Origin of the sequence: Pseudomonas batumici, from assembly GCF_036585405.1 — a bacterium.
In the GTDB taxonomy this organism is placed as follows: Bacteria; Pseudomonadota; Gammaproteobacteria; order Pseudomonadales; family Pseudomonadaceae; genus Aquipseudomonas; species Aquipseudomonas batumici.
The window spans coordinates 3633172-3657331 of sequence record NZ_CP144470.1; the positions used below are offsets into that span (position 1 = coordinate 3633172).

Sequence of the window (24160 nt, forward strand, 5' to 3'; positions counted from 1 at the left end):
ACCCCTCCTAGAAACGGTAGGTCAAGTCGACGAGCAACCGCACGTCGCGTTCGCGGTTGCCGTCATAGGGGCGGCTGATCCAGCTAAGGTTCGCCCCGACCTCAAGCACATCGTTCCAGCTCACCTTCTGGCCATAGCCCAGCAGTGCGATCGCACCCGTCGAGTGATCACGCTGGCTGTAGCTCCCGGCGCCCACCTGGAATTGCTGGCTCCACTGGGTTTCGTAACGGCGATAAAGAACGTGGTCGACGTTCACCGTCGGCAGCAGGCTGAAGTCGGACTTGGGATTGAAGTACGGCACGTCTGTGCTCTTGCTGTTGTGGCTGGCGCTGACCTCCAGGCCCAGGTCCACTTGTACATGGGCCGTGCTGTAGATGCCCTCGCGCCCGGTGAGCAGGGCTTCGGTGCGATTGTTGCCGTCGCTGAAATGCGAGGGCGTCACGGCCAGCTTCCATTCGCGGCTTTCGTTGGCGCGCCAGCGCAGGAAAGCGCTCGCCGAATTGGCGCTGATGTCGTTCTTCAAGGCGCGCAACGGCGTCGCCGCCGACAGGCGTTCGAGGCTGCCGCCGTATTGCCAGTGATCGTCGATATCGAAGGCCGCCGCCAGGCGCACCCCGAGTTTGTCGCCATAGCCGTAGGACTGGTTGGAGACCTCGGCTTCGAGGGTCATGTCGCGGGCTCGATACTCCGTCCCGAAGCGTTGCCAGCGACGCCGGGCGTCGCCTTCGGTGAAACGGGCGAAGGCGTAGCCGGCCCCGGCGAACAGTCGCCAGTTTTCGTTGATCGGCGGGCTGTAGAGCACGCTTTCAATGCCGTAGTCACGGCTGCCGGTAACCACCCCGGCATCAGTGCCGTTGCCACCGCCGAAGCTCCTGCCGGTGTAGGCCTCCACCCGCAGTTCGGCCATATCATGAACGTCACGCAGACGCTCCAGGCGCTGGACCCGCGGACTCTCTGGAAAGCGCTGGGAGACGTCGTCGGTGAGCACGTCGAGCTGACGCCACTCCTGCAACGCCAGTGCGGTATTGCCTTGGGAGATTTCCAGCGACAGGTCGCGCGGTACCGCACTTTCGGTTTCCTTGTTCAGCGCCTCGGCACGACGCGGCCAGTCACGCGCCAGGTACATGTCGGCCTCCGCCGCACGCATGCCGACCGCCCCTGGCGCCCGCACGGCCAGTTCCTCCAGGTTTTTCTCGCTGGTTGGCAGGGCTCCGTCATGGAGCCCCATCTGGGCCGCCAGCTGCCGGGCATCCACCCACTCGTCGTTGGCCACGCCATCCGGTCCACCCTTGAGGAAATGGCGCGGCGGCACCTCTTTGGCCAGATCGTCCGCCACCGTACGCGCTGCATCCGGCTGGTCGGTTTCAACCAATGCATAGGCCAGCGCCGAGGTGTCCTCCACCCGGTTTGCGGGATCCGCCTCCGACGACGCGAGGACCTGGCGATACAGCGCCACGGCCTGCTCCGGCTGGCGGACCCCGAGATAGGCCGCCGCCACCCAGCGCAGGGCGTAGACCGGGATCTTCACGCCTTCGTCGAGCAAAGCCTGGTACTCGGCCACTACCTGGGCGTTGCGTGCCCGGGCCTTGAGCGCGCCCAAGCGGTCAATCCGCCAGCGCACCCCATCGTCATGGGCTTGCGGGTCCGCGGCCGCGCTGGCGAGCAAACGGTCATAGTCGGCCAATGCCCGATCGGCAATGACAAACCGTTCTGTCTCACTGCGGGTCGGCAATTCGGCCAGGCGCACGCGCTCGGCGGCCAGTTCGCCTTCAAGGCGTCGGGTCGTGGCCGCATCGATCAGCCCGGGATGCCGCTGGGCCAGGCGCAAGGCCGGTTCCGGCATGCGCACGCGCTCCAGGGCGAACAGGTATTCACGAATGACCTCGGGTTTGTCCGAGGCGCGGACAAAGGCCTGGTCGTACTCGAACAAGGCTTCATTGTTGGCACCCGAACGGGTCAGCGCATACCCCAGGGCCATGCGCCGGGCCGGATCATTGGGCTGCCTGGCGACCTGCTCGCGCGCCCGGCGCACCGCATCCTGGGGATCACCGCCATCGGCCTCGGTAACCGCCAGGCCCAGTTGCAGGTCGGCATTCTGCGGTTCGCGCTGCAGGGCCAGGCGATAAAGGCGCTCGGCATCATTCCAGCGTTTCAGGTTGCGATAGGCATGGGCGACGGCGCTCAGGGCCTGGGTCGGCAGGGGCCGCTGGGCGCCCTGGGTTTCATAGACGCTGACCACTTCGGCATCCAGCCCGGCCCAACTGGCGATCAGCAGGTGATCGCTGATCTGACCGGTGGATTGTTGCGCGGCGGGAAGTTGCCGCAAGTGCACCAGCGCCGGCGTGTAACTGCCGTCACGGGCTTGCCGGATCAGTTGGTCGTAGGCCGTGTCGGCCAAGGCATTGAGAGGCCACAGCAACTGGCTACACAGCGCCACCCCCAGCAACGGGTGCAATCTGCCCCCCAGGCAGAAAAGAGCGTTACGCGGCATATCGTCCATTTCCCCAGTGATAGCCGGAGTCCAATGCTCCTGCCTGATCCAGAAACTCAGCATGGAGCTCAGCGACAGCGGCCATGCAGCCCCCCCACTGCCTATCACGAAGGTTAGACGAAAAAATCAGTGCCAAGCGTTATTCGGACATCGTTGCCAAAAAGACCTGGAGCGCCTCTGCGTCAGTCCTGCCACAGTGGCAGGCAAAGCGTCTGTAGGGATCGAAGAGGGTCAGCAGTGGGCCATCGGCCCGGACCAGGCTTTCATCGGCCTCGTCGAGCCGATGGCGCAACTCGATGCCCTTGAGTTGCGCCAAGGGTGCCCTATGGGTATCGGCTGGACAGCGTCACCCCCAGTTGGACACCAGGCTCAAGGCTGTTCGCCGCCCTGGCCGCCGAACTTGGTCAGCAGCAGGGTGATGAAGTCTTCCACCGGCATCTTCTGCCCGTTGAAGTCCACCTGGCCGCCCGCGTAGTGCAGCGCGGAGACGATGTCGTTGCCTTGCACGGTCGCCATCTCCGTGGACAACGCCATGGTGCCGGCCATTTCACTGGCCGTCGACGCTTGCTGGGCGACGGCCTTGGGGTCGTTCTGGCCCTGGATCTGCGCCTGCAGGCCGGCCAGGTCGGAGATCATCGGCTTGGACAACAACACCTTGGCATCCAGCTGCGAGACCAGTTGCTTGCCCAACTCCATCGGCGGCAGCTCGGTGGAAGACGGGTTGGTCAGGTCCACCAACAGGCTGGCGCGGCTCTCGCCGTTGGCGGTCTTGAACGAGAAGTTTTCCAGGGCGATCTGCGGCTTGCCGGCCAACAATTGCTTGATGTCGGCTTCGGCCTGGGTCTGCTGGGCCGGGGTCAGCTCCGGTACCGCCGCCTCGGGGTCTGGAGCCCCTGCCGCCTGGGCCTTTTGCAGCGCCTCCAACTGGACCTGGTACAGCTTGATCAACGATTGCATCGCCGGAAAATCCAGGTTCTTCGCCGTCCAGCTCATCTGGGCGCTGCCCACCGGCTTGTCGTTGTAGTCGATGGACGCCACGTTATAGGCCACTCGTCCGGAGAGCACATTGCCTTGCGCCTCCGTCGAGTCCTTCTGCTCGAAACCCTTGATCGTGACCACCGCCGGCTTGACCCCGTAGGTCACCTTGGTCTCGCTCAGCTCCAGGATGTTCTGCCCCAGGTAGAAACCCAAACCGCTCTTGGCCAGGTCGCTGGCCAGGGTCAGGCCGTTCAGTTCGACCTGTACCGGTCCCTGCTCTGGAGACACCGCGGACACCTTGAGGTTATCCATATAGCCGTTGAGCTTGATCTTGGCCGCTTGGTCGCTGGCGCTCACCGCCAGGCTCAGCCCGGAAAATTTCAGGTGGGTGGTGGCGTCCGGCGCGAAGTCCAGCGGCACCAGTTCGATATTGCCCTCCACCGAGCGGTTGTAGCCCAGGGCAAGCTGGCCCTTGAGCGGCGCGGCGCCCTTGGCGGCGTCGAACCACGGGGCGGTGGTGTCGCTCTTTTCCAGCTCGTAGTTGCTGTAGACCATCACCGGCGCCAGCTTCAGGGCCTTGAGGCGCGACCACGGCAACGGCCCGTGCTCGATATGGTCGACGAACAGCAGCTCGATGTCCTTCTTCTGTTCACCGGCCTGCAGGTTCTGCAGCTTGACGCGGTAGTGCGCGGTGCTGCTGAACAGGTGGCGATCCAGCGACACCAGCTCGACATTCGCGCTGCCGCCGGTGCTGGCCAGGGCGGTCTTCAACTGTTGGTTGGCATCCTGGATCGAGGTGTTCAGTACCCCTTCCAACTGATTGCCGGTGTACCACGCGCCGACGCTGCTCACCGCGCCGACCACCACGACAAAACCTAAAAGCAATCCAGCTGATTTATTCATGAATTGACCCGATCGATATCCGTTGCTTGGAGAAATGCTGGTCTTCCTGACCCCTGATCGGAGCCGGCTCGACAATGCCCGAAGGAACCTAGGGTAGCATTTGCCGAGACCGGGTTGCTCAGGAATACTGGACTTCCATCTCATCCAACTGATGATCGAAGGTCTTCAACCGTGCGGTCCAGGTGTACACCAGCACCTCGAAGTCGCGGTTGATCACCACTCCGTTCGGCGAGTCGTTACGCGGGTCGCAGACGTCCAGTTGATAGCGTTCGCGGGCCATGGCCGTGGCGACATCGGACAATTCGCGGGCGTTGCTCAGCCAGTGGCGCTCGTCATGGGCCACTTCGCGGTCGAGTTTCAGGCATTGGCTTTTCAGCGCTTCAAGGCTTTTTTCCAGCGGGGTCCCGGTGAGTTCGCCCATGACCTCCTGGAAGGTCCGGCCCGGTTGCCAATAGCTGCCCCAGAAATACCGGTCGAAGACGGTTTCAACACGGCGCAGGGCGACCTTGGTGTCCCAGACCAGCACCAGGGTCTTGCTCTGGGACAACTGGCGTTTCTTCACCTGCTGCGCCTGGTAGCTGGCCCAGGCCACCATGCTGATGGACATCACCGCGATCAACGCCGTGGCGCTGTCGAGAAAGATCAACGCCTTATCGATCTGGTGCGCCAGCATGACGCCATAAAAATACGTCGCCGAAAGCAGGACCAGTGCCACCACGGCACACCAGAAACCAGGAGCATAAGGGTTTTTCATTATGAGAATCCCCATCGAGCCATGCTGACCACGATGGTTAGGATTCACCCAACACTCCCAACCAACGGCGACCAGCCGATAGTTAGGAGCATAGCAACGGACTCAGGGTTTCGCGTGCTCGGCAGGTGGCGTTCGTCCGCTTTCCCAACCGCCGCCGAGGGCCAGGAACAGTTCGATCTGACTCATCGCCACCTGGGTGTTGGCCGCCGCCAGTTGCGCCCGCACATCGGTGTAGGTGCGGGTTGCCTGCAGGTCCGCCAGGAATGACGCGCGACCGGCGGTGTAGAAGCGGTGCGTCTGGTCCGCCGCCTGCTTGGCCGACTGCTCGGCATCGGCCAGGGCGTCGCGACGGTCGAGCTGCGCGGTGTACTGGGCCAGGCTGGTCTGGGTTTCGCGGACCGCATTGAGCACCACCCCGTCGAAATGCGCCAGGGCGCCCTGGGTGGTGGCCTCGGCTTCGCGGATCCGCGCCCGCGCGCCGTTGGTCGGCACCGTCCAGCTGATCGCCGGTCCGAAGCCCCAGCGATTGGTCGACGGCTCGCCCAGATCCTTCAGCATACCGACCGAGCCCACCGTGACGCCGATGCTGATGTTCGGGTACAGCTCGCCCGTGGCCACGCCTATACCGGCCGTCGCCGCCGCCAGCCGGCGTTCGGCCTGGCGGATATCGGGACGGCGCTTGAGCAGCTCGGCGCCGTCGCCCACCGGCAGCAACTGGGCGATATGCGGCAGCGCGGCGCAATCGCCGACACCGGCCGGCAACTGGTCCAGGGGTTTGGCCAGCAACATCGACAGGCGGAACAAGCCGGCCTGGCGCGCGGCCTGGTAGCGTGGCAGTTCGGCGCGCAGGGATTTGAACTGGGTCTGGGACCGGGTGACCTGGGTTTCGTCGCCACGCCCGGCATCACGCAGACGCTTGGTCAGCTCGGTACTCTGGGCTTGCAGTTCGACGGACTTCTCGGCGATCTCGCGCTCTTCGTTGGCCGCGCAGATCTGGGTATAGGAGCGCACCACATCCGCCACCAGGGTGATCCGGGCCACGTCGCCCGCCGCCTGGGTGGCGTCGGCATTGGCCTTCGCCCCCTCGATACCCCGTTGCAAAGTCCCCCACAGATCGAACTGATAGGACACGGATAGCGCAATATCGCCGACGTTGGCCACCGGGACCTTTTCCGGCAGCAGGAAGGCCTGGCCGGACTCCTGCAAACGCTCGGCACCGGCCTTCACCCCGGCACTGAAACCGCCGGCCGCCTCGGCCTCTTCCACCTGGGCCCGGGCCCGCGACAGGCTCGCCGCCGCCACCCGCAGATCGGTGTTGGACGCCAACGCCTGGCGCACCAGTTCATCCAGGCGCGGGTCCTGGTACAGGCGCCACCAATCGCTCGGCACCGGCGCCGACACCACATTGTCGCCTTCGCCGGCAATGCTCCCTTGCAGGTCCTTGCGTTGCATCGCCGAATCGGCGGGCAGGTGATAATCCGGGCCGACGATCGAGCACGCCGACAACATCAGGCCCAGGCCGAGGGTCGCGACTTGCGCCAACGGTTTCATTGCGCGGCCTCTTTCTTCGGCGCGACCTTGGCGTCATCGATGATCGACACCGTGGCCGTACGCCCGGCGATCATGCGAAAGTCCGCCGGCACGTCGTCGAAGGCAATCCGTACCGGAATCCGCTGGGCCAGGCGCACCCAGCTGAACGCCGGGTTGACGTTGGGCAGCAGGTTCGAGCCACTGGTGCGGTCACGGTCCTCGATACCGGCGACGATGCTTTCGACATGCCCGCGCAACCGCGCATTGTCGCCGATCACCCGAATGTCCACGGCCTGGCCGACCTGGATGCCATCGAGCTTGGTTTCCTCGAAATAGCCATCGATATGGAAGGAGCTGCTGTCCACCACCGACAGCACCGGCCGCCCGGCCGTGACGAACTCCTGTTCACGAGGCGCGCGATCGTTGACGTAGCCGTCCACCGGGCTGCGGATCACCGAGCGGTCGAGGTTCAACTGCGCGGCGTCCACCGCCACCTGGGCCTCGGCCAGGGCCAGTTCGGCGCGGGCGACCCGCGACTGGCTTTCTTCCAGCTGCTCGCCGGCCACCAGGTTGCCCAGGCCACGGTTGCGCTTGTTCTCGCGCTGGGCCTGGGCCAGGGTTTCCTGACGATCGGCCACGGCGGCCTTGGCCTGGCGCAACGCCAGCTTGAAGCGGTCCTGGTCGATGCTGAACAGCACCTGGCCGCGGCTCACCGGCTGGTTGTCGCGCACCTGCACCTGCTGGATCAGGCCGGACACGTCCGGGGCGATCTGCACGATATCGGCGCGGATATGCCCGTCCCGGGTCCAGGGCGCGAACATGTAGTACATCACCATGCGCCAGACCACCAGGCAGGCGAAGATCACCACCAGCGAAGTCAGGACTACACGGCCAATGGTCAAAAGAGGTTTTTTCATGTCATCAGGTATCGACTGAACGAATCCACAACGCCCAGCAACAAAGCGTAGAGACCGACGTTGAACAAGGCCCGGTGCCAGACCAGGCGGTAGAAGTGGAAGTGCGTCAACAGCCCGTGCACCACCAGGTACAGCGCATACGTAATGCCCATCAGCACTAGCAGCGTGGGCAGGAACACCCCGCTGATATCCAGGTCACCGATCATAAAGGTGCTCCATCGATCCCATGGGGAAGGGTTTCCTGTTGCTCGGCGCTCGCCACGAACTCGACCCCCGGCAACAACGCCAGGCGCAACCCGCTCAAGGCGTGCAGCAGGTGCCGGCGGGTTTCGCCGTCGTCCAGCCCCTGGGAACTCAGGGCCCGGCGGGTGCGGTCCATGGTCATCAGCAGCGCGGCGGGCGCCGGCAGGCGTTCGCGGGCCTTGAGGCAGGCACGGAAATACTCGCCGACCTCCTCCACCACCTGCTTGAGCAGCCCATTGGCCACCCCCAGCACGCGCGGCGTGTAGGCCAGCAGATCGAGCAGGTTGAGCGCCACCCGTAGCTCACGCAGCGCCGCGCCGGTGTCCTGGCCGGTCATGGCCAGGCGCGGCAGGTGCTGCATCAGGCGGTCGAGCATCTGCACGCCCATGTGCCGGTGCTCGGCCAGGGTCGCGGGCTCGGTCAGCCCGACGATGTCACGCCAACTGAAGCGGGTCAGGCGCTTGGCCGCGAACTCGGCGCCGAAGGGCCGCGCCACCAGGGTCCAGACAAAGGCGAACAGCAACCCCACGGGACCGGCCAGGTTGGAGTTGGTAAAGTTGAGGAAGTCGGCGTCGTAGGCACCCGAAATGCTGATGAAGGACGAGGTGTTGACGATGGTCAGCAGAGTGCCCAGGTAGAAACGCGGCTGCACGGTGAGGGTGCCGACGCAGATGAAGGGCACGGCGAAGGCCAGCACCAGCATCGGGAAATCGTGCAGGTTGGGCAGCACCACGAACAAGTAGAGGCTGGCGAAGATCACCGACAGCGCGGTCCAGAAAAAGAACCGGTAGATCTGCGGCGCCGGGTCGTCCATCGCCGCGAAGAAACTGCACGCCACCGACGCCAGGATCACTGCGCTGGCACCGTCGGTCCAGCCCAGCAGGATCCACAGCACCGAGGCGAGGATGATCGCGGCGACGGTCGAGGCCACCGAATAGAGCATCAGCCCACGGTCGAGGAAGGGGGTCAGCCGGCTCAGGCGCCAGTGCCGGTAGACCGCGCGCCAGTTGTCCTGGCTTTCGCACTGGATGGCGTGTTGCAGGCTGCGGCAGTCCTGCCACAGGTCGATCCACTCGCCGAGGCGGTAAAGCGCATTGGAGAACAGCAACTGGCGCCGGTCGTCCAGTTCGACCGCGTTGGGCTGCAGGCTTTCCAGCTGGCTGCGCAAGGCTTGCCAACGCTCGACCGAGGCGTCCTGCACGGTGCCCGCCAGCCACTCGCCAGCGGCTTCGAGCAAGGGTGTGAAACGCACCACCAGTTCCGGCGTGCGGCGTTCCAGGGCGTACAGGGCGTCGTCGAGGGCATCGACCACCGGCAGCAGGTGGATCATCCGCCCGCGCAGTTCCTTGCTGTTGCGCACGGTCTGCGGCCGGGCGCCTTCGTGGGACAGTTGGCCGATCATCGGCTCCAGGCTGTTGAAGGTGGCGACCATCGATGCGCGCAGGGCGCTGACTTCATCGGTCTGCACGTTGCGCGAGAGAAAGCGCAGGCTGTAGGTCGAGGCGTCGCCGAACCATTTACCGGCCGCATCGATGAACACCGGCGCCAGGCGCCGGGGCCAGAACATACTGCCGACCACCGCCGCCACGACGATGCCGAGGAAGATTTCCTCGGTCCGCGACACCGCCACATCGAACACCCCCAGGGGGTTGTCCACCACCGGCAGGGCGATCATCGGCATGGTGTAGCCGGCGAGCATCAGCGCGTAGCTGTTGGCGGTGCGCAGGTGCAACGAGAGAAACAGCAGGATGCCGGTCCAGAGCGCGATCACCACCGCCAGCAGGAACTGGGTCTGCACGAACAGTGGGACGAAAAACACCGCCGCCGAGGCGCCGAGAAAGGTCCCGACCGCACGGTACAGGGCCTTGGAGCTGGTGGGGCCGACAAAGGGGCTGGAAACGATATAGACGGTGGCCATGGCCCAGTACGGACGTGGCAACTCCATCAGCAAGGCGATATACAGCGCGATCATCGAGGCGGCGAAGGTGCGCACGCCGTAGAACCAGTCGCGGGCAGGGGGCATGCCGGTCCAGAAACCGTTCACGGGTTCGCCACTCCCAGGTTCTGCCCGGCCGCCTCGAAGGCGCGGATCACCCGCAGCGCCGCTTCCAGGTCGCCCGGTTCGATACCGTCGAGCACTTCAGAGCGCAGGCGTATCAATTCGATTTCGATGTCCTGCATCAGGCGCTCGCCGGCCTCGGTCAGGCTCAGGCATTTGGCCCGGCGGTCGCTGGGGTCTTCACTGCGCAGCACATAGCCGGCATTGCACAACTGGTCGAGCAGGCGCACCAGCGACGGGCTTTCCATCCCCGCTTCCTGAGCCACAGTCACCTGGCGCACGCCCGGCCCCATGCGACCGACCAGCAGCAAGGGCATGGCACAGGCTTCGGAGATCCCATAGTTGACCAGCGTGGCCTGGCACACCCGGCGCCAATGGCGCGAGGCGACGACGAGGCCGGCACTGATGTGCTTGTGCAGCTGTTCGAGGGGCTTGGACACGGGAGATTCGCATTGTTAGTTTGCTAACTATCAATATCTCGCATCAGCCGGGGGGGCGTCAAGTTTTGAAACAATTACTTCATTCTGCGCGTCAAACACCTCGCCCCTTCCTCAACAACACATCCAACTGGTCCACCACTTCCGCCCAGTCGGCATCGTCCAGGATCTCATCACGCAGGAAGTCCGCCTGGCACTGGGTCCAGAAAAAGGCATCCGCCAGATGCAGCTCCGGCTTGAGCGGAGAATGGGTGGCAATGAAACGGTCGATGCTGACGGGGTCATCGGGCAGGCCCAGTTGTTTGAACAGGGACGGCAGGCTGTGCTCAGGTGATTCCATCGGGGGGCTCCGGGACTCAAGGAAAGGGCGATGCCGGTCAGGCGGTTTCGCGAACAAGCGCGTCCCCGCCGTGCAGCACCGCGTGAGTGGAAAGCCGACAGCGTACGAGGCTCATTGAGAGAGCTCGCACACCTCGGCATGGGGCACCAGTTTCAGGAACTGGTCCATTTGCATATGCACCAGGTTGTGGTGATTGCCGGCCTCCAGGTAGATGTCCTGCTGACGGGTCAGCATCGGGTCGACCACCATCTTCAAGCCATAGGACTCACCCAGCGCCGGCACCGCCCCGCGTTCGCAATCCTGGAACAGATAGGCCAGGGTGCTTTCCCGGCTGATCTGCCAGGTGCTGGCGCCGCGGACCTTGCTCAGGTCCAGGTGCTGGCTGGCGGGCAGTACCGCCATCAGGTAGTGGCCGTGCTGGTCGTCGAGTACCACCGACTTGGCCATGCGTTCGGCCGGAATACCCGCCAGGCGGGCGGTTTCCAGGCTGCTGGACGAATGAGGGTGAGTGACGATGTCGAATTCGCAACGCGCCTGTTCCAGGCTGCGTTGTACAGTTTTTGCCATGCGCATGATGCACCTCCGAGCCCTGCCGAATGCCCCAGGGCGATGGGTTTGCTGCGTTCCTTGGATAAGAGTCTAGGCAGTTCATCGCCAGGCGTCGGCTTAACCTCAGTAACCGTTCTCGCTATCACCGCCGCTCGATAGTCGGGTCAGGTCTAAAAGCCCGGTGGGAGGCCGTGGGCCGGCGTTTATCCGGCGCAGCACCACGGCTCGACTAGACTTTGACTAATGGGGGTGACGAAACTCGCGGAGAACTCAAGTGAGCCATCGTTACTACTGGTGGGCCTGGCTGTTGTTCGGGTGGCTGATCGTCTGGCCGGTCGGACCCCAGCTTGCCGAAGGTGCCGACTCCGTCGTGACCCTGCTCGTGCTGCCCATCGACGACTCCGGTGCCGGGCTGATCCTGCTGGGCATCGCCCTTATCGTGGCCGAAGCCCTGATGCCAAGCTTCGGCGCGATCGGCTTCGGCGGTCTCGTCGCGGTCGTGATGGGCATGCTGATCCTGCTCGACCCGCAGGTATTCGGCGACAACACCTCGCGCCCGTTGAAACTCACCCTGCTGCTGATCGCGGTGCTCTTGCTGGTCGGCTTGATCGGCGCGGTCTACAAGGCCCGCCAGCGCCAGGTGGTCAGCGGCGACGCCGGGCTGGAAGGCAGCCGGACCCTGGTGACCGCCCTGAAAACCGACAATGCCTGTGCCGGCTGGGTGCGCTTGCAAGGCGAAAACTGGCAGATCCTGAGCCCGACCCCGCTGCATCCCGGCCAACAAGTCCAGGTGATCGCGCGCAAGGGCCTGCTGCTGGAAGTGAAAGCCGTTGACGACCCGCCCGGGTGAGGAGATTGATCATGGTCCTGCAATTGGGTTCAGGCGCGCTACTCGCGTTCCTGCTGCTGATGCTCGCGGCGTCGACCTTTCGCATCCTGCGCGAATACGAGCGCGGCGTGGTGTTCCAGCTCGGACGCTTCTGGCAGGTCAAGGGCCCGGGGCTGATCATCCTGATTCCGCTGGTGCAGCAAATGGTCCGGGTCGACCTGCGCACCGTGGTCCACGATGTCCCGCCGCAGGACGTGATCACCCGCGACAACGTCTCGGTGAAGGTCAATGCGGTGCTGTATTTCCGCGTGCTCGATCCCCAGAAGGCGATCATCCAGGTGGAAAATTTTCTCGCTGCCACCAGCCAACTGGCCCAGACCACGTTGCGCGCGGTGCTGGGCAAGCACGAACTGGATGAACTGCTGGCCGAACGGGAAAAGCTCAACGCCGATATCCAGCAGGTGCTGGACGCCCAGACCGATGCCTGGGGGATCAAGGTGGCCAACGTCGAGATCAAGCACGTCGACCTCAACGAATCGATGATCCGCGCCATCGCCAAGCAGGCCGAGGCCGAACGGGAGCGGCGGGCCAAGGTGATCCACGCCGAAGGTGAATTGCAGGCTTCGGAGAAACTGATGCAGGCCGCCGAGATGCTCGGGCGCCAGCCGGGGGCCATGCAGTTGCGTTATATGCAGACCTTGTCGTCGATTGCCGGGGACAAGAGTTCGACCATCGTGTTTCCGCTGCCGATCGAGTTGCTCAAAGGAATGGCGGATTTGTCGGCGAAAGGTCAGGCCTGACGCCGGCGCCTACAAGGCGAGATCGCGTCAGCGTTGACGGCCATTGCGCACAAGAGGGCGTCGGCTGGCTGCACCTGGAGGGTTGCGTTCCGCTCGCAAGGTTTCCAGTGCCTGATAAGGCCCCTCGGCCCAGTGCGCCACCCGTTCCTTGAGCCGCTCGGACGCTTCCCGGTGCTTGTCCTGGCCATCCGGCACAAACACCTGGTCCGGCTGCTTGGCATGCTGCCGTACCACGGAAAACACCTGGTCGCGTTGCCCGGCATCGAGCCCGAAGAACTCTCCCAGGTACCCGTCAAATGCCCCCGGCAACTCGCTGTAGTTGACCGGCAAACCGCCAAAGGCCACACAGTGCTCCCAGCCCTGCTGGAGGATCCGCCCGAGGCGCGCGGCGATATAGTCTTCCCGCGAATCGTCCTGCCCCGGGGTGTCCAGCGAGCTGCTGCCGAGCATTCCCGGGACCATGTGCATGCCGGCGCGGCGCACGTGGGACACGGCGATTTCCAGCGGATCGCGGTACAGGAACAGCCAGGGCGTCTCGGGAAAGCACTCGCGCAACAAGGGCAACTCGCCGATATTCCAGGCATCCAGCTTGATCACCAGTGCCTCCTCGCCGCCACGCCGCCGCTGGCCGTAGGCCGCCAGCAGGCCCTGCAACGCCGCACGCCGCTCCTGCGGATCGAGGTGGTCACGCAACAGGCGGTCCAGGGGCGGCGGCTCGCTGATCACGATATGGCTGTCCAACTGCGCCAACATCTGGCCGATCAGCGTCGAACCGCACCGCGAGGCGTGGTAGATGAATGCGCTCGGCGCCACGGCCGGCACCTGCCATTCGCTGAGCACCGCCAGCGGCGTCTCACGCCGGAAGGCCTGGTTGAACGGCAGCTGCAGGGCGTCGTCCACCGAATCGCCAAAGAACGGCTGGTCCAGCCGGCGCTCACCGAACCAGCACCAGTCGACACGCCAATACGCGTCTTCGCGCCAGACGCGAATCGGCAACCAGTCCTTCAGGCCGTCCATGGTTGATTCCAATTGCGACGGCCCCGGGCCATGGCCGCGCACAGGTCCGAACGGGCGAAATGCAGGCCATGGGCGGCGGCCCGCTCCAGGGTGCGGTCAATAAAGGCTTCGCTGTCCGTTTGCGCCTGGAGTTCCCGACACAGTTGCGGGTCACGCTCCAGCCACTGGCGAAACTGCTCGAGCGCCACGGCGGCCCGGCCCAGGCCAGGGGCCGGGGTACTCGGCAGGCCCGCGGCGATCTGCTGTTCCAGCCAGGCATTCGGACGGCAGTCGAGCACCAGGTGGACCCGCGCCCGATCCCCCCAGTTGTCGACGCTGTGGGGCCGCGACAGATCGAGAAACCAGCATTCGCCGGCCTTCAGGGGAATGCGTTGCCCATCGAGCATGAACTCCACGTCGGGCGGGCTTAGCAGGGGAATATGCAGGCGCCGATCGGCGTCCGGGGCACCGAGATCATAATCGCAGTGCTCATGGATCCGCCCGCCCGGTCCCAGCCGCAGCAGGCGCGCCGAGCGGATTTCCAGGGGCAGGCCCTGCAAGCCATAGGACCACTTCGGGTCTTCCAGCCAGGGCTTGCGCGCAATGGCCTCGCCCTTGCCCGGCGCCAGTTCGCCGAGGGCATCGCGGGCGGAAATCAGCGCCACCCCGCTCCAGTCGTCCGTGTAGTAGTCGCGATTGAAATGCGCCACCCAGGCGCTGTCGCTCACCTGCGCCAAGGCCTGCAGCAACAGTGGCAGGTCCACGACGACAGGCAGGCGGGAAAACGCCGGCTGGCTCAAAGGCCGGCTCCATCCGCGCAGGCGTCGTCGAGCCGGCGCCCACCACGGACTTCACGCGAGCCAAGGCGCAGGCGGGCCTCGGGGGCCTGCCGGTCATTGCCCCTGGGCATGGCTCACAGGCTCATCGATCTTGCCCGCTGCCCAATCGGACTCACGCGCGGCCAAGGCCCCGGCAATCGCCTGGATCTTGGTCGAGGACACCTCCGGCGGCAACGGGTCGAGCCCGGCGCTGGCAAAGATCTGCCCATAGGCGTTGCGCAGGTCGGCATAGGCCAGGTCGCGGCGCAGGTCGGCCTGCAAGGTGTTGAGCTCGCCCTGGATCAAATCCAGTTCGCCCAACCCCGCCGCCTTGTAGCGGTTGCGCAGTTGGCCGGCGATCTGCCCGTCGATGCTCGACAGTTGCTCGCTGGTCTTGAACTGACGCAGCGCTTCACGGTAGTTGGCATTGGCCACGTAAAGCTGGGCCAGTACCGCGATGGACATGGCCTGGCGACGCGCCGTGGCCACTTCTTCGCCGGCCTTGGCGACGTCGATGGCCGCCGGGGCGGAGATCACGTTGAACAGGTTCCAGGTGACCTTGACGCCGTAGTCGGCCCACTTGTCGTTGACCAGGAAGGAGTTGCTGTCGTAATGGCCGCCGGCGGAGAACTCCAGGCCTGGCAGCAGGCGCAGCATGGCCTTGCGGGTTTCGTTGGCGCTGATGCGGGTCTGGTAGTCCTGTTCACGCAGTTCCGGACGGCTGGCCAGGGCTTCCTGTTCCAGCTTGGCCATGTCGACCTTGAGTTCCGGGATCTCGTAGTTGTCCGGGGTCGCCAGGGTCAGCTCGGTGCCCATGGGCAGGTTGATCAGGGTCGCCAGTTCGGTCTTGGCCAGGGTCAGCGCCTTGCGCTGTTCTTCCAGCTCGCGCGTGGCGACGATCAGCGCGCGCTGGTAACCCAGGGCCTGGACCGGATCGCCGATACGCTGTTCGCTCATTTTCTCGCTGTTGCCCTGGGCCTGCTCGACCCGCGCCATCAGGCTGTCGATCTGCTTGAGCAGGCGTTCGGCGGCCACGGCGCGCCAGTAGGCCGAGCGCACGTCCTGGACGATGGTGTTGACGACCTTGCGCCGGCGTTCCTGGACGATCAGCCGTTGGTCGCCCTGCTGCTTGGCGTTGATGTAGCTCACGCCGAAGTCGAGCACGTTCCAGACCATGGTCAGGTCGGCGACGCGACGGTCACGGTCCTGGGAGGTCGACGGTTCCAGGGACTGGGTCCCGGTCCTGACGCTCTGGCTGCTGGAGGCACTGACGTTGTTACGCCCGGCATAACCGGCGTCCAGCGCCATGCGCGGCAGCATGTCGAAGCTGGCGAGGTCGAGCTGGCGCTTGGCCAGGGCCTCTTCCATGACCTTGAGCCGGCCTTCGAGGTTGTACTTCACCGCGCGGGCCATGGCCTCGTGCAGGGTCAGCGGGCCGTTCAACGGCTCCTGATCCTTGAACATGGCCTGCATATCGCTCTTGGCGCGTTGTTCACTGACGCTACGATCGATCGGCTGGCTGGTGACGGCACAACCACTGACCACCAGCGCCAGCATGCTGACGCTGAACAACTTATGACTTCTTCTCATTCCTTGCACCGCCCCCTGACTACCGCATTCTTTTTTATAGGCGCCGACAACCGTCGGCGCAGATCCCCAAAATTGTTCAGGCCGACATTTCGCTGATGCCGACTTGTTCCAACGCCCAGGCTAGTTCATGCAGCTGTTTCTGCTCGTTATCTTTGATCTTCTGCAATTGCTGCCCCAGGGTTGGCGCACCGAAAGCGCCGCGCCCGCCCTGGCCCGGATCACCCAGGCCCTTGCCGTTGCGGTCGAAGACCTGGCCGTTGGAGATATCGTTGCTGGTCGATTCGTGGTGAAAGACAGTCGACAAGGTACTGTTGCCGAACACCCCGCCATCGCCGCCGCCAAAACCGAGGAAGCCACTGGCGTTGCCATTGCCGGCACCGTCGGTGCTGAACACCTGGGCGATAAAGCTCGGCGCCAGCGCGTTGTGGTTGATGAAGATATTGCCCACTGGCGGCAGGCCATCGCCCGAGGTGCGCTGTTCGAACAACGGCGGGAAGCCCAACGGCGCACCCAGGTTGCCGGTCGGCACGATGCTGATCGACGGCAGCAATGGTTGGTTCGGCGCGACCGATTGCGCCGCCGATCCATCCACCCGGAACTGCGGATCGCCGCCCAACGAGATCGTGTTGATCGTGTAGTTGTTGGAGTTGGCGAAGCCGGTGCCGGCGTTGCCGGCGAGGTCCGTGACCTGGCTGTTGTCCAGGGTGATGAAGTTGCTCGGGTCGTTGATGTTCGCCGTCGGCGTCAGGGTCGCGGTCCAGGTCTTGCCACCATCGCGGGTGACCAGGTTGGACAGGACGCCGTTGGCCACGCTCAGCTCCGACAGGTCGAAGTTGCTGACTTTCTCGCTGAAGGTGAAGGTCACGACGGTGGTCTGGCCGGCGGTCAGGTTCGGGTTGGCGACGCTGATGGTCGCCGTTGGCCGATCGCCATCGACCGCGTAGTTGTTGGAAATCGCGATGCTGTTCCCGGCATTGCCGGCGGTATCGCTGACCAGGCTGGTGTCCAGCACGATCAGGTTGGTGGCATCGGTGATATTCGCCGTCGGCGTCAAGGTCGCGGTCCAGGTCTTGCCGCCGTCGGCGCTGGCCAAGTTGGACAGGGTGCCGTTGGGCACGCTGAGCTCGGACAGGTTGAAACCGGTCACCGCTTCGCTGAAGGCGATGGTCACCGTGGTGGTCTGGCCGATGCCCAGGTTGTTGTTCGCCACGGAGATGGTCGCGGTCGGCCGCTGGGTGTCGATGGCGTAGGTGTTGGAGTTGGTGGTGCCCGTCCCGGCGTTGCCGTCCAAGTCCGTGTAGGCCGCGTTGTTCAGGCTGATCACGTTGCCGCTGTGGCTGATGTTGTTGGTCGGGGTAAAGGTCGCCGTCCAGGTGATACCGCCGTCGCTGCTGCTCACCGCGCTCAAGGTGCCATTAGCGACCGTCAGGTCGGCATTGCTGAAGCCGGTCACCGCCTCGCTGAAGGTAATGGTCACCAGAGAGCTCGAGCCGATGTTCAACGCCGGATTCGCCATCACGATGGTCGCCGTCGGCCGCACCGTATCGATGGTGTAGTTGGCCGAGTTGGTCACGCCAGTGCCGGCGTTGCCCGCAAGGTCGGTATAGGTCGTGTTGTTCAGGCTGATGACGTTGCTGGTGGCGTGAACGTTGTTGGTCGGGGTGAAGGTCCCCGTCCAGGTGACGCCGCCATCGCTGCTGCTCACCGCGCTCAGGGTGCCGTTGGCGACCGTCAGGTCGGCGTTGCTGAAGCCGGTCACCGCCTCGCTGAAGGTAATGGTCACCAGGGAGCTCGAGCCGACGTTCAACGCCGGATTCGCCATCACGATAGTCGCGGTCGGCCGCTGGGTGTCGATGGCGTAGGTGTTGGAGTTGGTGGTGCCCGTCCCGGTGTTGCCGGCCAGGTCCGTGTAGGCCGTGTTGTTCAGGCTGATCACGTCGCCGGTGTGGGTGATGTTGTTGGTCGGGGTGAAGGTCGCCGTCCAGGTGATGCCGCCATCACTGCTGCTCACCGCGCTCAAGGTGCCGTCGGCGACGGTGAGGTCGGCGTTGCTGAAGCCGGTCACCGCCTCACTGAAGGTAATGGTCACCAGGGACGTGCCGCCGATATTCAGGGCGTTGTTCGCCACCACGATGTTCGCGGTCGGCCGCTGGGTGTCGATGCTGTAGTTGTTGGAATCGGTGACACCGCTGCCGGCGTTGCCCGATGCGTTGTGCACCGTGGTGTTGTCCAGGGCGATGACATTGCTGGTATCGGTGATATTGCTGGTCGGGGTGAAGGTCGCCGTCCAGGTGATACCGCCGTCGCTGCTGCTCACCGCGCTCAAGGTGCCGTTGGCGACCGTCAGGTCGGCATTGCTGAAACCGGTCACCGCCTCGCTGAAGGTAATGGTCACCAGGGAGCTAGAGCCAATGTTCAACGCCGGATTCGCCACCACGATGGTCGCCGTCGGCCGCACCGTATCGATGGTGTAGTTGGCCGAGCTGGTCACGCCGGTGCCGGCGTTGCCCGCAAGGTCGGTATAGGTCGTGTTGTTCAGGCTGATGACGTTGCTGGTGGCGTGAACGTTGTTGGTTGGGGTGAAGGTCGCCGTCCAGGTCACGCCGCCGTCGCTGCTGCTCACCGCGCTCAGGGTGCCATTGGATACCGTCAGGTCGGCGTTGCTGAAGCCGCTCACCGCCTCGCTGAAGGTGATGGTCACCAGAGAGCTCGAGCCGGCGTTCAACGTCGGATTCGCCATCACGATGCTCGCCGTCGGACGCTGGGTATCAATGGCGTAGGTGTTGGAATCGGTGGTGCCCGTCCCGGTGTTGCCGGCCAGGTCCGTGTAGGCCGTGTTGTTCAGGCTGATCACGTTGCCGGTGTGGGCGATGTTGTTGGTCGGCGTGAAGGTCGCCGTCCAGGTGATGCCGCCGTCGCTGCTGCTCACCGCGCTCAGGGTGCCGTCGGCGACCGTCAGGTCGGCGTTGCTGAAGCCGGTCACCGCCTCACTGAAGGTAATGGTCACCAGGGACGTGCCGCCGATATTCAGGGCGTTGTTCGCCACCACGATGTTCGCGGTCGGCCGCTGGGTGTCGATGCTGTAGTTGTTGGAATCGGTGACGCCGCTGCCGGCGTTGCCCGATGCGTTGTGCACCGTGGTGTTGTCCAGGACGATGACATTGCTGGTATCGCTGATATTGCTGGTCGGGGTGAAGGTCGCCGTCCAGGTGATACCGCCGTCGCTGCTGCTCACCGCGCTCAAGGTGCCGTTGGCGACCGTCAGGTCGGCGTTGCTGAAACCGGTCACCGCCTCGCTGAAGGTAATGGTCACCAGCGAGGTCGAGCCGATGTTCAACGCCGGATTCGCCACCACGATGGTCGCCGTCGGCCGCACCGTATCGATGGTGAAGTTGGCCGAGTTGGTCACGCCGGTGCCAGCGTTGCCCGCAAGGTCGGTATAGGTCGTGTTGTTCAGGCCGATGACGTTGGTGGTGGCGTGAACGTTGTTGGTCGGGGTGAAGGTCGCGGTCCAGGTGACACCGCCGTCGCTGCTGCTCACCGCGCTCAGGGTGCCATTGGATACCGTCAGGTCGGCGTTGCTGAAGCCGGTCACCGCCTCGCTGAAGGTGAACGTCACCAACGAGGTCTGTCCGGCCGCCAGGGTCGGATTGGCCATCACGATGCTCGCGGTCGGGCGCACGCTATCGACAGCATAGGCGTTCGAGGCGGTGGTACCGGAACCGCTGTTGCCGGCGGTGTCGGCCACCGTACTGTTGTCCAGGACGATGTGATTGTTGGCCTGGGTAATCCCCGCCGCCGGCGTCAGGGTCGCGGTCCAGGTGATGTTGTCGCTGGTGCTCAGGCCGCTCAGGCTGCCGTTGTCGGCGGTCAGGTCGGCCAGGGTGAGACCGGTCACCGCTTCGCTGAAGGTGATGGTCACCAGGGACGTGCCGCCGATGCCCAGGGCGTTGTTCGCGACCACGACGGTGGCGGTCGGGCGCTGGGTGTCGATGGCGTAGGTGTTCGAGTCGGTGGTGCCGCTGCCGGCATTGCCCGAGCTGGCCCCGTGGACCCCGGTGTTGTCCAGGGTGATGTGGCTGGCGGCGCTGATGATGTTGCTGGTCGGGGTGAAGGTCGCGGTCCAGGTGATGCCGCCGTCGCTGGAGCTGACAGCGCTCAGGGTGCCGTTGGAAACGGTCAGGTCGGCATTGGTGAAACCGGTCACCGCCTCGTCGAAGGTGATGGTCACCAGCGCGGTGTCGCCGATTTTCATCGACGGGTTCCCCACAATGATGGTCGCCGTGGGGAGCACGGTGTCGATGGTGAAGTTCGCCGAACTGGTGGTGCCCGCGCCAGCGTTGCCCGCCGCATCCTGGACACCGGTATTGGCCAGGGTGATGGCGTTGGTCGCGCTGTTGGTTTCGGTGTTCGGGGTGAGCGTCGCGGTCCAGGTGACGCCGCCATCGCTGCTGCTCAAACCGCTCAGACTACCGTGGCCGGTGCTCAGGTCGGCCAGGGTTAAACCAGTGACCGCTTCGCTGAAGGTGATGGTCACCAGCGAGGTTTCACCGGCTGTCAGCGTTGGATCGGCGACGACAATGGTCGCGGTCGGCCGCTGGGTGTCGATGGAGTAGTTGTTGGACGTGGTGGTGCCGGTCCCGGCGTTGCCCGCCCCGTCCTGTACACCGGTGTTGTCCAGGGTGATGACGTTGGTGGTATTGGTGATATTCGACGTCGGGGTAAAGGTCGCGGTCCAGGTGACACCGCCGTCGCTGCTGCTCACCGCGCTCAGGGTGCCGTCGGCGATCGTCAGGTCGGCGTTGGTGAAACCGGTCACCGCTTCGCTGAAGGTGATGGTCACCAGCGAGGTGTCGCCGATTTTCAGGGAGCTGTGCGCAACCACCACGGTCGCGGTCGGGCGCACACCGTCGATGGCATAGTTGTTGGACGTGGTGGTGCCGCTGCCGGCGTTGCCCGCTGCATCCTGGACCGTGGTGTTGTCCAGGGTGACGTGGTTGCTCGCGCTGACGATGCTCGCCGTCGGCGTGAACGTCGCGGTCCAGGTCACGCCGCCGTCGCTGCTGCTCACGGCGCTCAGGGTGCCATTGGAGACCGTCAGGTCGGCGTTGCTGAAACCGGTCACGGCTTCGCTGAAGGTGATGGTCACCGGCGAGGTCTGGCCGATGCCCAGGTTGGTATTGCCGAAGACGATGGTCGCGGTCGGCCGCTGGGTGTCGACGGCGTAGGTGTTCGAGTTGGTGGTGCCGCTGCCGGCATTGCCCGCCACGTCGCTGACTCCGGCGTTGTTCAGGGTGATGACATCGCCGGTATGGGCAACCCCGGCGGTCGGCGTCAGGGTCGCGGTCCAGGTGACACCGCCGTCGCTGCTGCTCACCGCGCTCAAGGTGCCGTCGGCGACGGTCAGGTCGGCGTTGGTGAAGCCGGTGACCGCTTCGCTGAAGGTAATGGTCACCAGGGAGGTGCCACCGATGTTCAGCGCGTTGTTGGCCACCACGATGCTCGCGGTCGGCCGCACGGTGTCGATCACATAGGTGTTGGAGAGGGTCGTGCCGGTACCGGCGTTGGTCGCGGTATCGGTATAGAGGGTGTTGTCCAGGGTAATGACGTTGCCGCTGCTGATGTTGCTCGCGGTCGGCGTCAGGGTTGCGGTCCAGGTGATATTGTCGCTGGTGGTCAGGTTGCTCAGGGTGCCGTTGGAGGCCGTCATGTCGGCCAGACTGAAACTGCTCACCGCTTCGCTGAAGGTGATGGTCACCGTGCCGGGTGCCGTGGTGCTCAGCGTAGAGCCGCTCACCGCGACAGTCGCGGTCGGCCGCACGGTGTCGATGGCGTAGTTGTTCGACGAGGTGGTGCCGCTCCCCGGCGTGCCCGTCGATGCACTGTTGACCCCGGTATTGTCCAGGACGATATGGTTGGTGGCGCTGGTGACGCTCGAGTTCGGGGTGAAGGTCGCGGTCCAGGTGGTGCCGCCGTCACTGGAGGCGACCGCGCTCAGGGTCCCGTTGGCAACCGTCAGGTCGGCGTTGGTGAAGCCCGTCACCGCCTGGTTGAAGGTAATGGTCACCAGCGAGGTGCTGCCGATGTGCTGGGCGGTGTTGGTGACCACGATGGTCGCGGTCGGCGCCGGCGCATAGGCGGTGTTCAGCGTACCGCCGTCGTTGAAGATATTGTTCACCGCTGCCACGCTGGCGCCAGTGGCGCCACCGCCCAACGCCAAGCCGCCGGAGCCGCTGCCGCCGACGTTACCGCTCATGGCCGCGAAGTTGGCGGCGGTCATCAACAGCGTGCCTTTGTTCCAGATCGCGCCGACGCCTTTACCGGCCGCACCACCCGGGTCGGCGGAGCCGCCCAGGCCACCGCCGCCACCGCCACCGCCGCCGGCAGCGATGTTGTTGGAAATCACCGAGGTACCGACGACGGTCAGGGTGCCGGTGCTGGCGTTGTAGATACCGCCGCTGGCCGATGAGCCGGCCCGGCCAGGCTTGTCCCAACCGGCGCCGCCACCACCGCCGCCAATGGAGATGGTGCCGTTGTTCGCCGTGCCGCCGGCCCCGCCGCTACTGTAGTTGGCGGCGCCTATACCACCCGCGCCGCCGCTGCTGCTACCACCCCTGCCGCCCATGTAGTTGGGGTTGTAGCCGCCGCCGTTACCGCCGTGGTTGGCGGTGCCGGCGGTACCGGCATAGACCCCCGTACCGAAGCCCGAGGTACCACCATGACCACCATTTTGTCCGCCAAGAGCACCGCCGCCACCGCCACCGCCACCGACCGCGCCGCCGACGTAGGGCGTCGTGACCCCGCCGCCGCCGCCACCACCCGAGGCCGCGTTGCTGGTCACCGTGACATTGTTCAGGGTCAGGTTACCGGCGTTGAAAATACCGCCGCCCATCGCCGCAGTGCCGTCGACCCCGGCCGGCGCGCCCTGGCCAACCGCCAGGCCCTGGGTAATGACCAGGCCGTCCAGGGTCGCGGTAACCCCGGAGTTGACCCTGATCACCTGGGTCTTGTACTGCCCGTTGAGGGTGACATCGGCAACGCCGTCGTGGTTCAGGTCGCCTTCGACGGTGAGGTTCTTGGTGATGATCAGTTGCGAATTCAGGTTGACCGTCATGGTGGTGCTGAAGGTGACGATATCGCCCGACACCGCGTCGCTCAGGGCCTGGCGCAGCGAGCCGACGCCACTGTCGCCGTTGTTGGTCACCGTGAGGGTCGACAGGCCGTACTGGTACGCCGCCATGGCTTGGGCCGAGAGCACGTTGTGGCTTTCGATGGTGCCGGTGGACACTTCCAGGGTCCAGTCGCCGCCGAGGCCCGTCCGGTTGGTCGAGGCGGCGATATCGCGCCCGGTGTATTGCGCCAGGGAGTCGACAAAGGCGAGGCCGGTGGCGCCTTCGGCGGTGTTACAGGCGTAGATCAGGATATCGCCGCCGACATTCATGTCATTGCCGATGCGCGCCAGCACGTCGGCCCGCGCCGCGACGTTACTGGACGAGAGATAAGTGCCGCCCAGCCACAGGTCGCCCGAGTTGCCGTGGGCGATGATTTCCACGGTGCTGACGTTCTTGTGGCCGTCCAGGTAATCAGCCATTTGCTGCAGGCCGTCCTTGCCGGCCTGCAAGACCACCACCTGGGTGCCGGGGGCGACGCCCTTGAGCAGGCTGTCGAAATCCTGGACCCGCGAGTCGACGAAGACCACCGACTGGCCAGGTACGGCTGTCGGAGTCGGGGTCGCCGCGGTCGTGGTCGTGGCCGTATGCGTGGCATCGGATTGCGGGTGAGTATCGGTGGTCGCGGCCGCATGATCGGTGGCCGGCGCCTTCGCCGCATCGGTCGTCGCGTGGCTGGCCGGCTGCGCGGCCTCGGCCACGGTGGCCGCCACGGCACCGTCGAACAGCATGCGCGGCTCGAGAGGGATGATCATGG

Annotated in this window: 17 protein-coding genes; 2 read left to right on the forward strand and 15 right to left on the reverse strand. The window is 64.9% G+C overall.

Annotated elements, in window-relative coordinates; genetic code table 11:
* Positions 1-7: 7 nt before the first annotated feature.
* From pgaA to NUH87_RS16420, 11 genes are all read right to left on the reverse strand, one after another.
* On the reverse strand, positions 8-2491 hold the full coding sequence (pgaA, locus tag NUH87_RS16370; protein ID WP_338521690.1) for a poly-beta-1,6 N-acetyl-D-glucosamine export porin PgaA: 2484 nt from the start codon (positions 2489-2491) through the stop codon (positions 8-10).
* 139 nt (positions 2492-2630) lie between these two features.
* Complete coding sequence (locus tag NUH87_RS16375; protein WP_338521692.1) at positions 2631-2807, reverse strand: hypothetical protein; 177 nt, start codon at positions 2805-2807, stop codon at positions 2631-2633.
* 53 nt (positions 2808-2860) lie between these two features.
* Positions 2861-4372 carry a YdgA family protein gene (locus tag NUH87_RS16380; protein ID WP_338521694.1) on the reverse strand — a complete coding sequence of 504 codons (1512 nt, stop codon included), beginning with the start codon at positions 4370-4372 and terminating at the stop codon, positions 2861-2863.
* A 118-nt stretch (positions 4373-4490) separates the two neighbouring features.
* Positions 4491-5126, reverse strand: coding sequence for an NADH:ubiquinone oxidoreductase subunit N (locus NUH87_RS16385; RefSeq protein ID WP_338521696.1), 636 nt, complete (start codon positions 5124-5126; stop codon positions 4491-4493).
* Positions 5127-5228: 102 nt separating this feature from the next.
* Positions 5229-6677: an efflux transporter outer membrane subunit gene (locus NUH87_RS16390; RefSeq protein WP_338521698.1), complete on the reverse strand. Its 1449-nt coding sequence runs from the start codon at positions 6675-6677 to the stop codon at positions 5229-5231.
* The gene (locus NUH87_RS16395) at positions 6674-7573 is read right to left on the reverse strand and encodes an HlyD family secretion protein (RefSeq protein WP_040071953.1); all 900 of its coding nucleotides are present in this window, start codon (positions 7571-7573) and stop codon (positions 6674-6676) included. Before NUH87_RS16395 ends, NUH87_RS16390 begins: the two co-directional genes overlap by 4 nt.
* The gene (locus tag NUH87_RS16400; protein ID WP_248797912.1) at positions 7570-7779 is read right to left on the reverse strand and encodes a DUF1656 domain-containing protein; all 210 of its coding nucleotides are present in this window, start codon (positions 7777-7779) and stop codon (positions 7570-7572) included. The genes NUH87_RS16395 and NUH87_RS16400 overlap by 4 nt, the downstream gene beginning before the upstream one ends.
* Positions 7776-9860 (reverse strand): FUSC family protein, encoded by a 2085-nt coding sequence (locus NUH87_RS16405; protein WP_338521702.1) that lies wholly within the window; start codon positions 9858-9860, stop codon positions 7776-7778. Before NUH87_RS16405 ends, NUH87_RS16400 begins: the two co-directional genes overlap by 4 nt.
* Complete coding sequence (locus NUH87_RS16410) at positions 9857-10315, reverse strand: MarR family winged helix-turn-helix transcriptional regulator (RefSeq protein WP_040071950.1); 459 nt, start codon at positions 10313-10315, stop codon at positions 9857-9859. The genes NUH87_RS16405 and NUH87_RS16410 overlap by 4 nt, the downstream gene beginning before the upstream one ends.
* Before the next feature lie 91 nt (positions 10316-10406).
* Positions 10407-10652 carry a DUF2789 domain-containing protein gene (locus NUH87_RS16415; RefSeq protein WP_040071949.1) on the reverse strand — a complete coding sequence of 82 codons (246 nt, stop codon included), beginning with the start codon at positions 10650-10652 and terminating at the stop codon, positions 10407-10409.
* 111 nt (positions 10653-10763) lie between these two features.
* Complete coding sequence (locus NUH87_RS16420) at positions 10764-11225, reverse strand: YbaK/EbsC family protein (protein WP_338521705.1); 462 nt, start codon at positions 11223-11225, stop codon at positions 10764-10766.
* Positions 11226-11475: 250 nt separating this feature from the next.
* Between NUH87_RS16420 and NUH87_RS16425 the strand changes: the two genes are divergently transcribed.
* Both NUH87_RS16425 and NUH87_RS16430 read left to right on the forward strand, forming a co-directional pair.
* Positions 11476-12051 (forward strand): NfeD family protein, encoded by a 576-nt coding sequence (locus NUH87_RS16425; protein ID WP_338521707.1) that lies wholly within the window; start codon positions 11476-11478, stop codon positions 12049-12051.
* An 11-nt stretch (positions 12052-12062) separates the two neighbouring features.
* The gene (locus NUH87_RS16430; RefSeq protein ID WP_040071947.1) at positions 12063-12830 is read left to right on the forward strand and encodes a slipin family protein; all 768 of its coding nucleotides are present in this window, start codon (positions 12063-12065) and stop codon (positions 12828-12830) included.
* Positions 12831-12857: 27 nt separating this feature from the next.
* On the opposite strand, the gene NUH87_RS16435 is transcribed toward NUH87_RS16430, so the two are convergent.
* The 4 genes from NUH87_RS16435 to NUH87_RS16450 all read right to left on the reverse strand — a co-directional run bounded on the left by NUH87_RS16435 (position 12858) and on the right by NUH87_RS16450 (position 24158).
* On the reverse strand, positions 12858-13847 hold the full coding sequence (locus tag NUH87_RS16435) for a sulfotransferase family protein (protein ID WP_338521709.1): 990 nt from the start codon (positions 13845-13847) through the stop codon (positions 12858-12860).
* On the reverse strand, positions 13835-14626 hold the full coding sequence (locus tag NUH87_RS16440) for an aspartyl/asparaginyl beta-hydroxylase domain-containing protein (RefSeq protein ID WP_338521711.1): 792 nt from the start codon (positions 14624-14626) through the stop codon (positions 13835-13837). Before NUH87_RS16440 ends, NUH87_RS16435 begins: the two co-directional genes overlap by 13 nt.
* 93 nt (positions 14627-14719) lie before the next feature.
* Complete coding sequence (locus NUH87_RS16445; protein ID WP_338526835.1) at positions 14720-16216, reverse strand: TolC family protein; 1497 nt, start codon at positions 16214-16216, stop codon at positions 14720-14722.
* A 94-nt stretch (positions 16217-16310) separates the two neighbouring features.
* Complete coding sequence (locus tag NUH87_RS16450) at positions 16311-24158, reverse strand: Ig-like domain-containing protein (protein ID WP_338521713.1); 7848 nt, start codon at positions 24156-24158, stop codon at positions 16311-16313.
* Positions 24159-24160 lie beyond the last annotated feature (2 nt).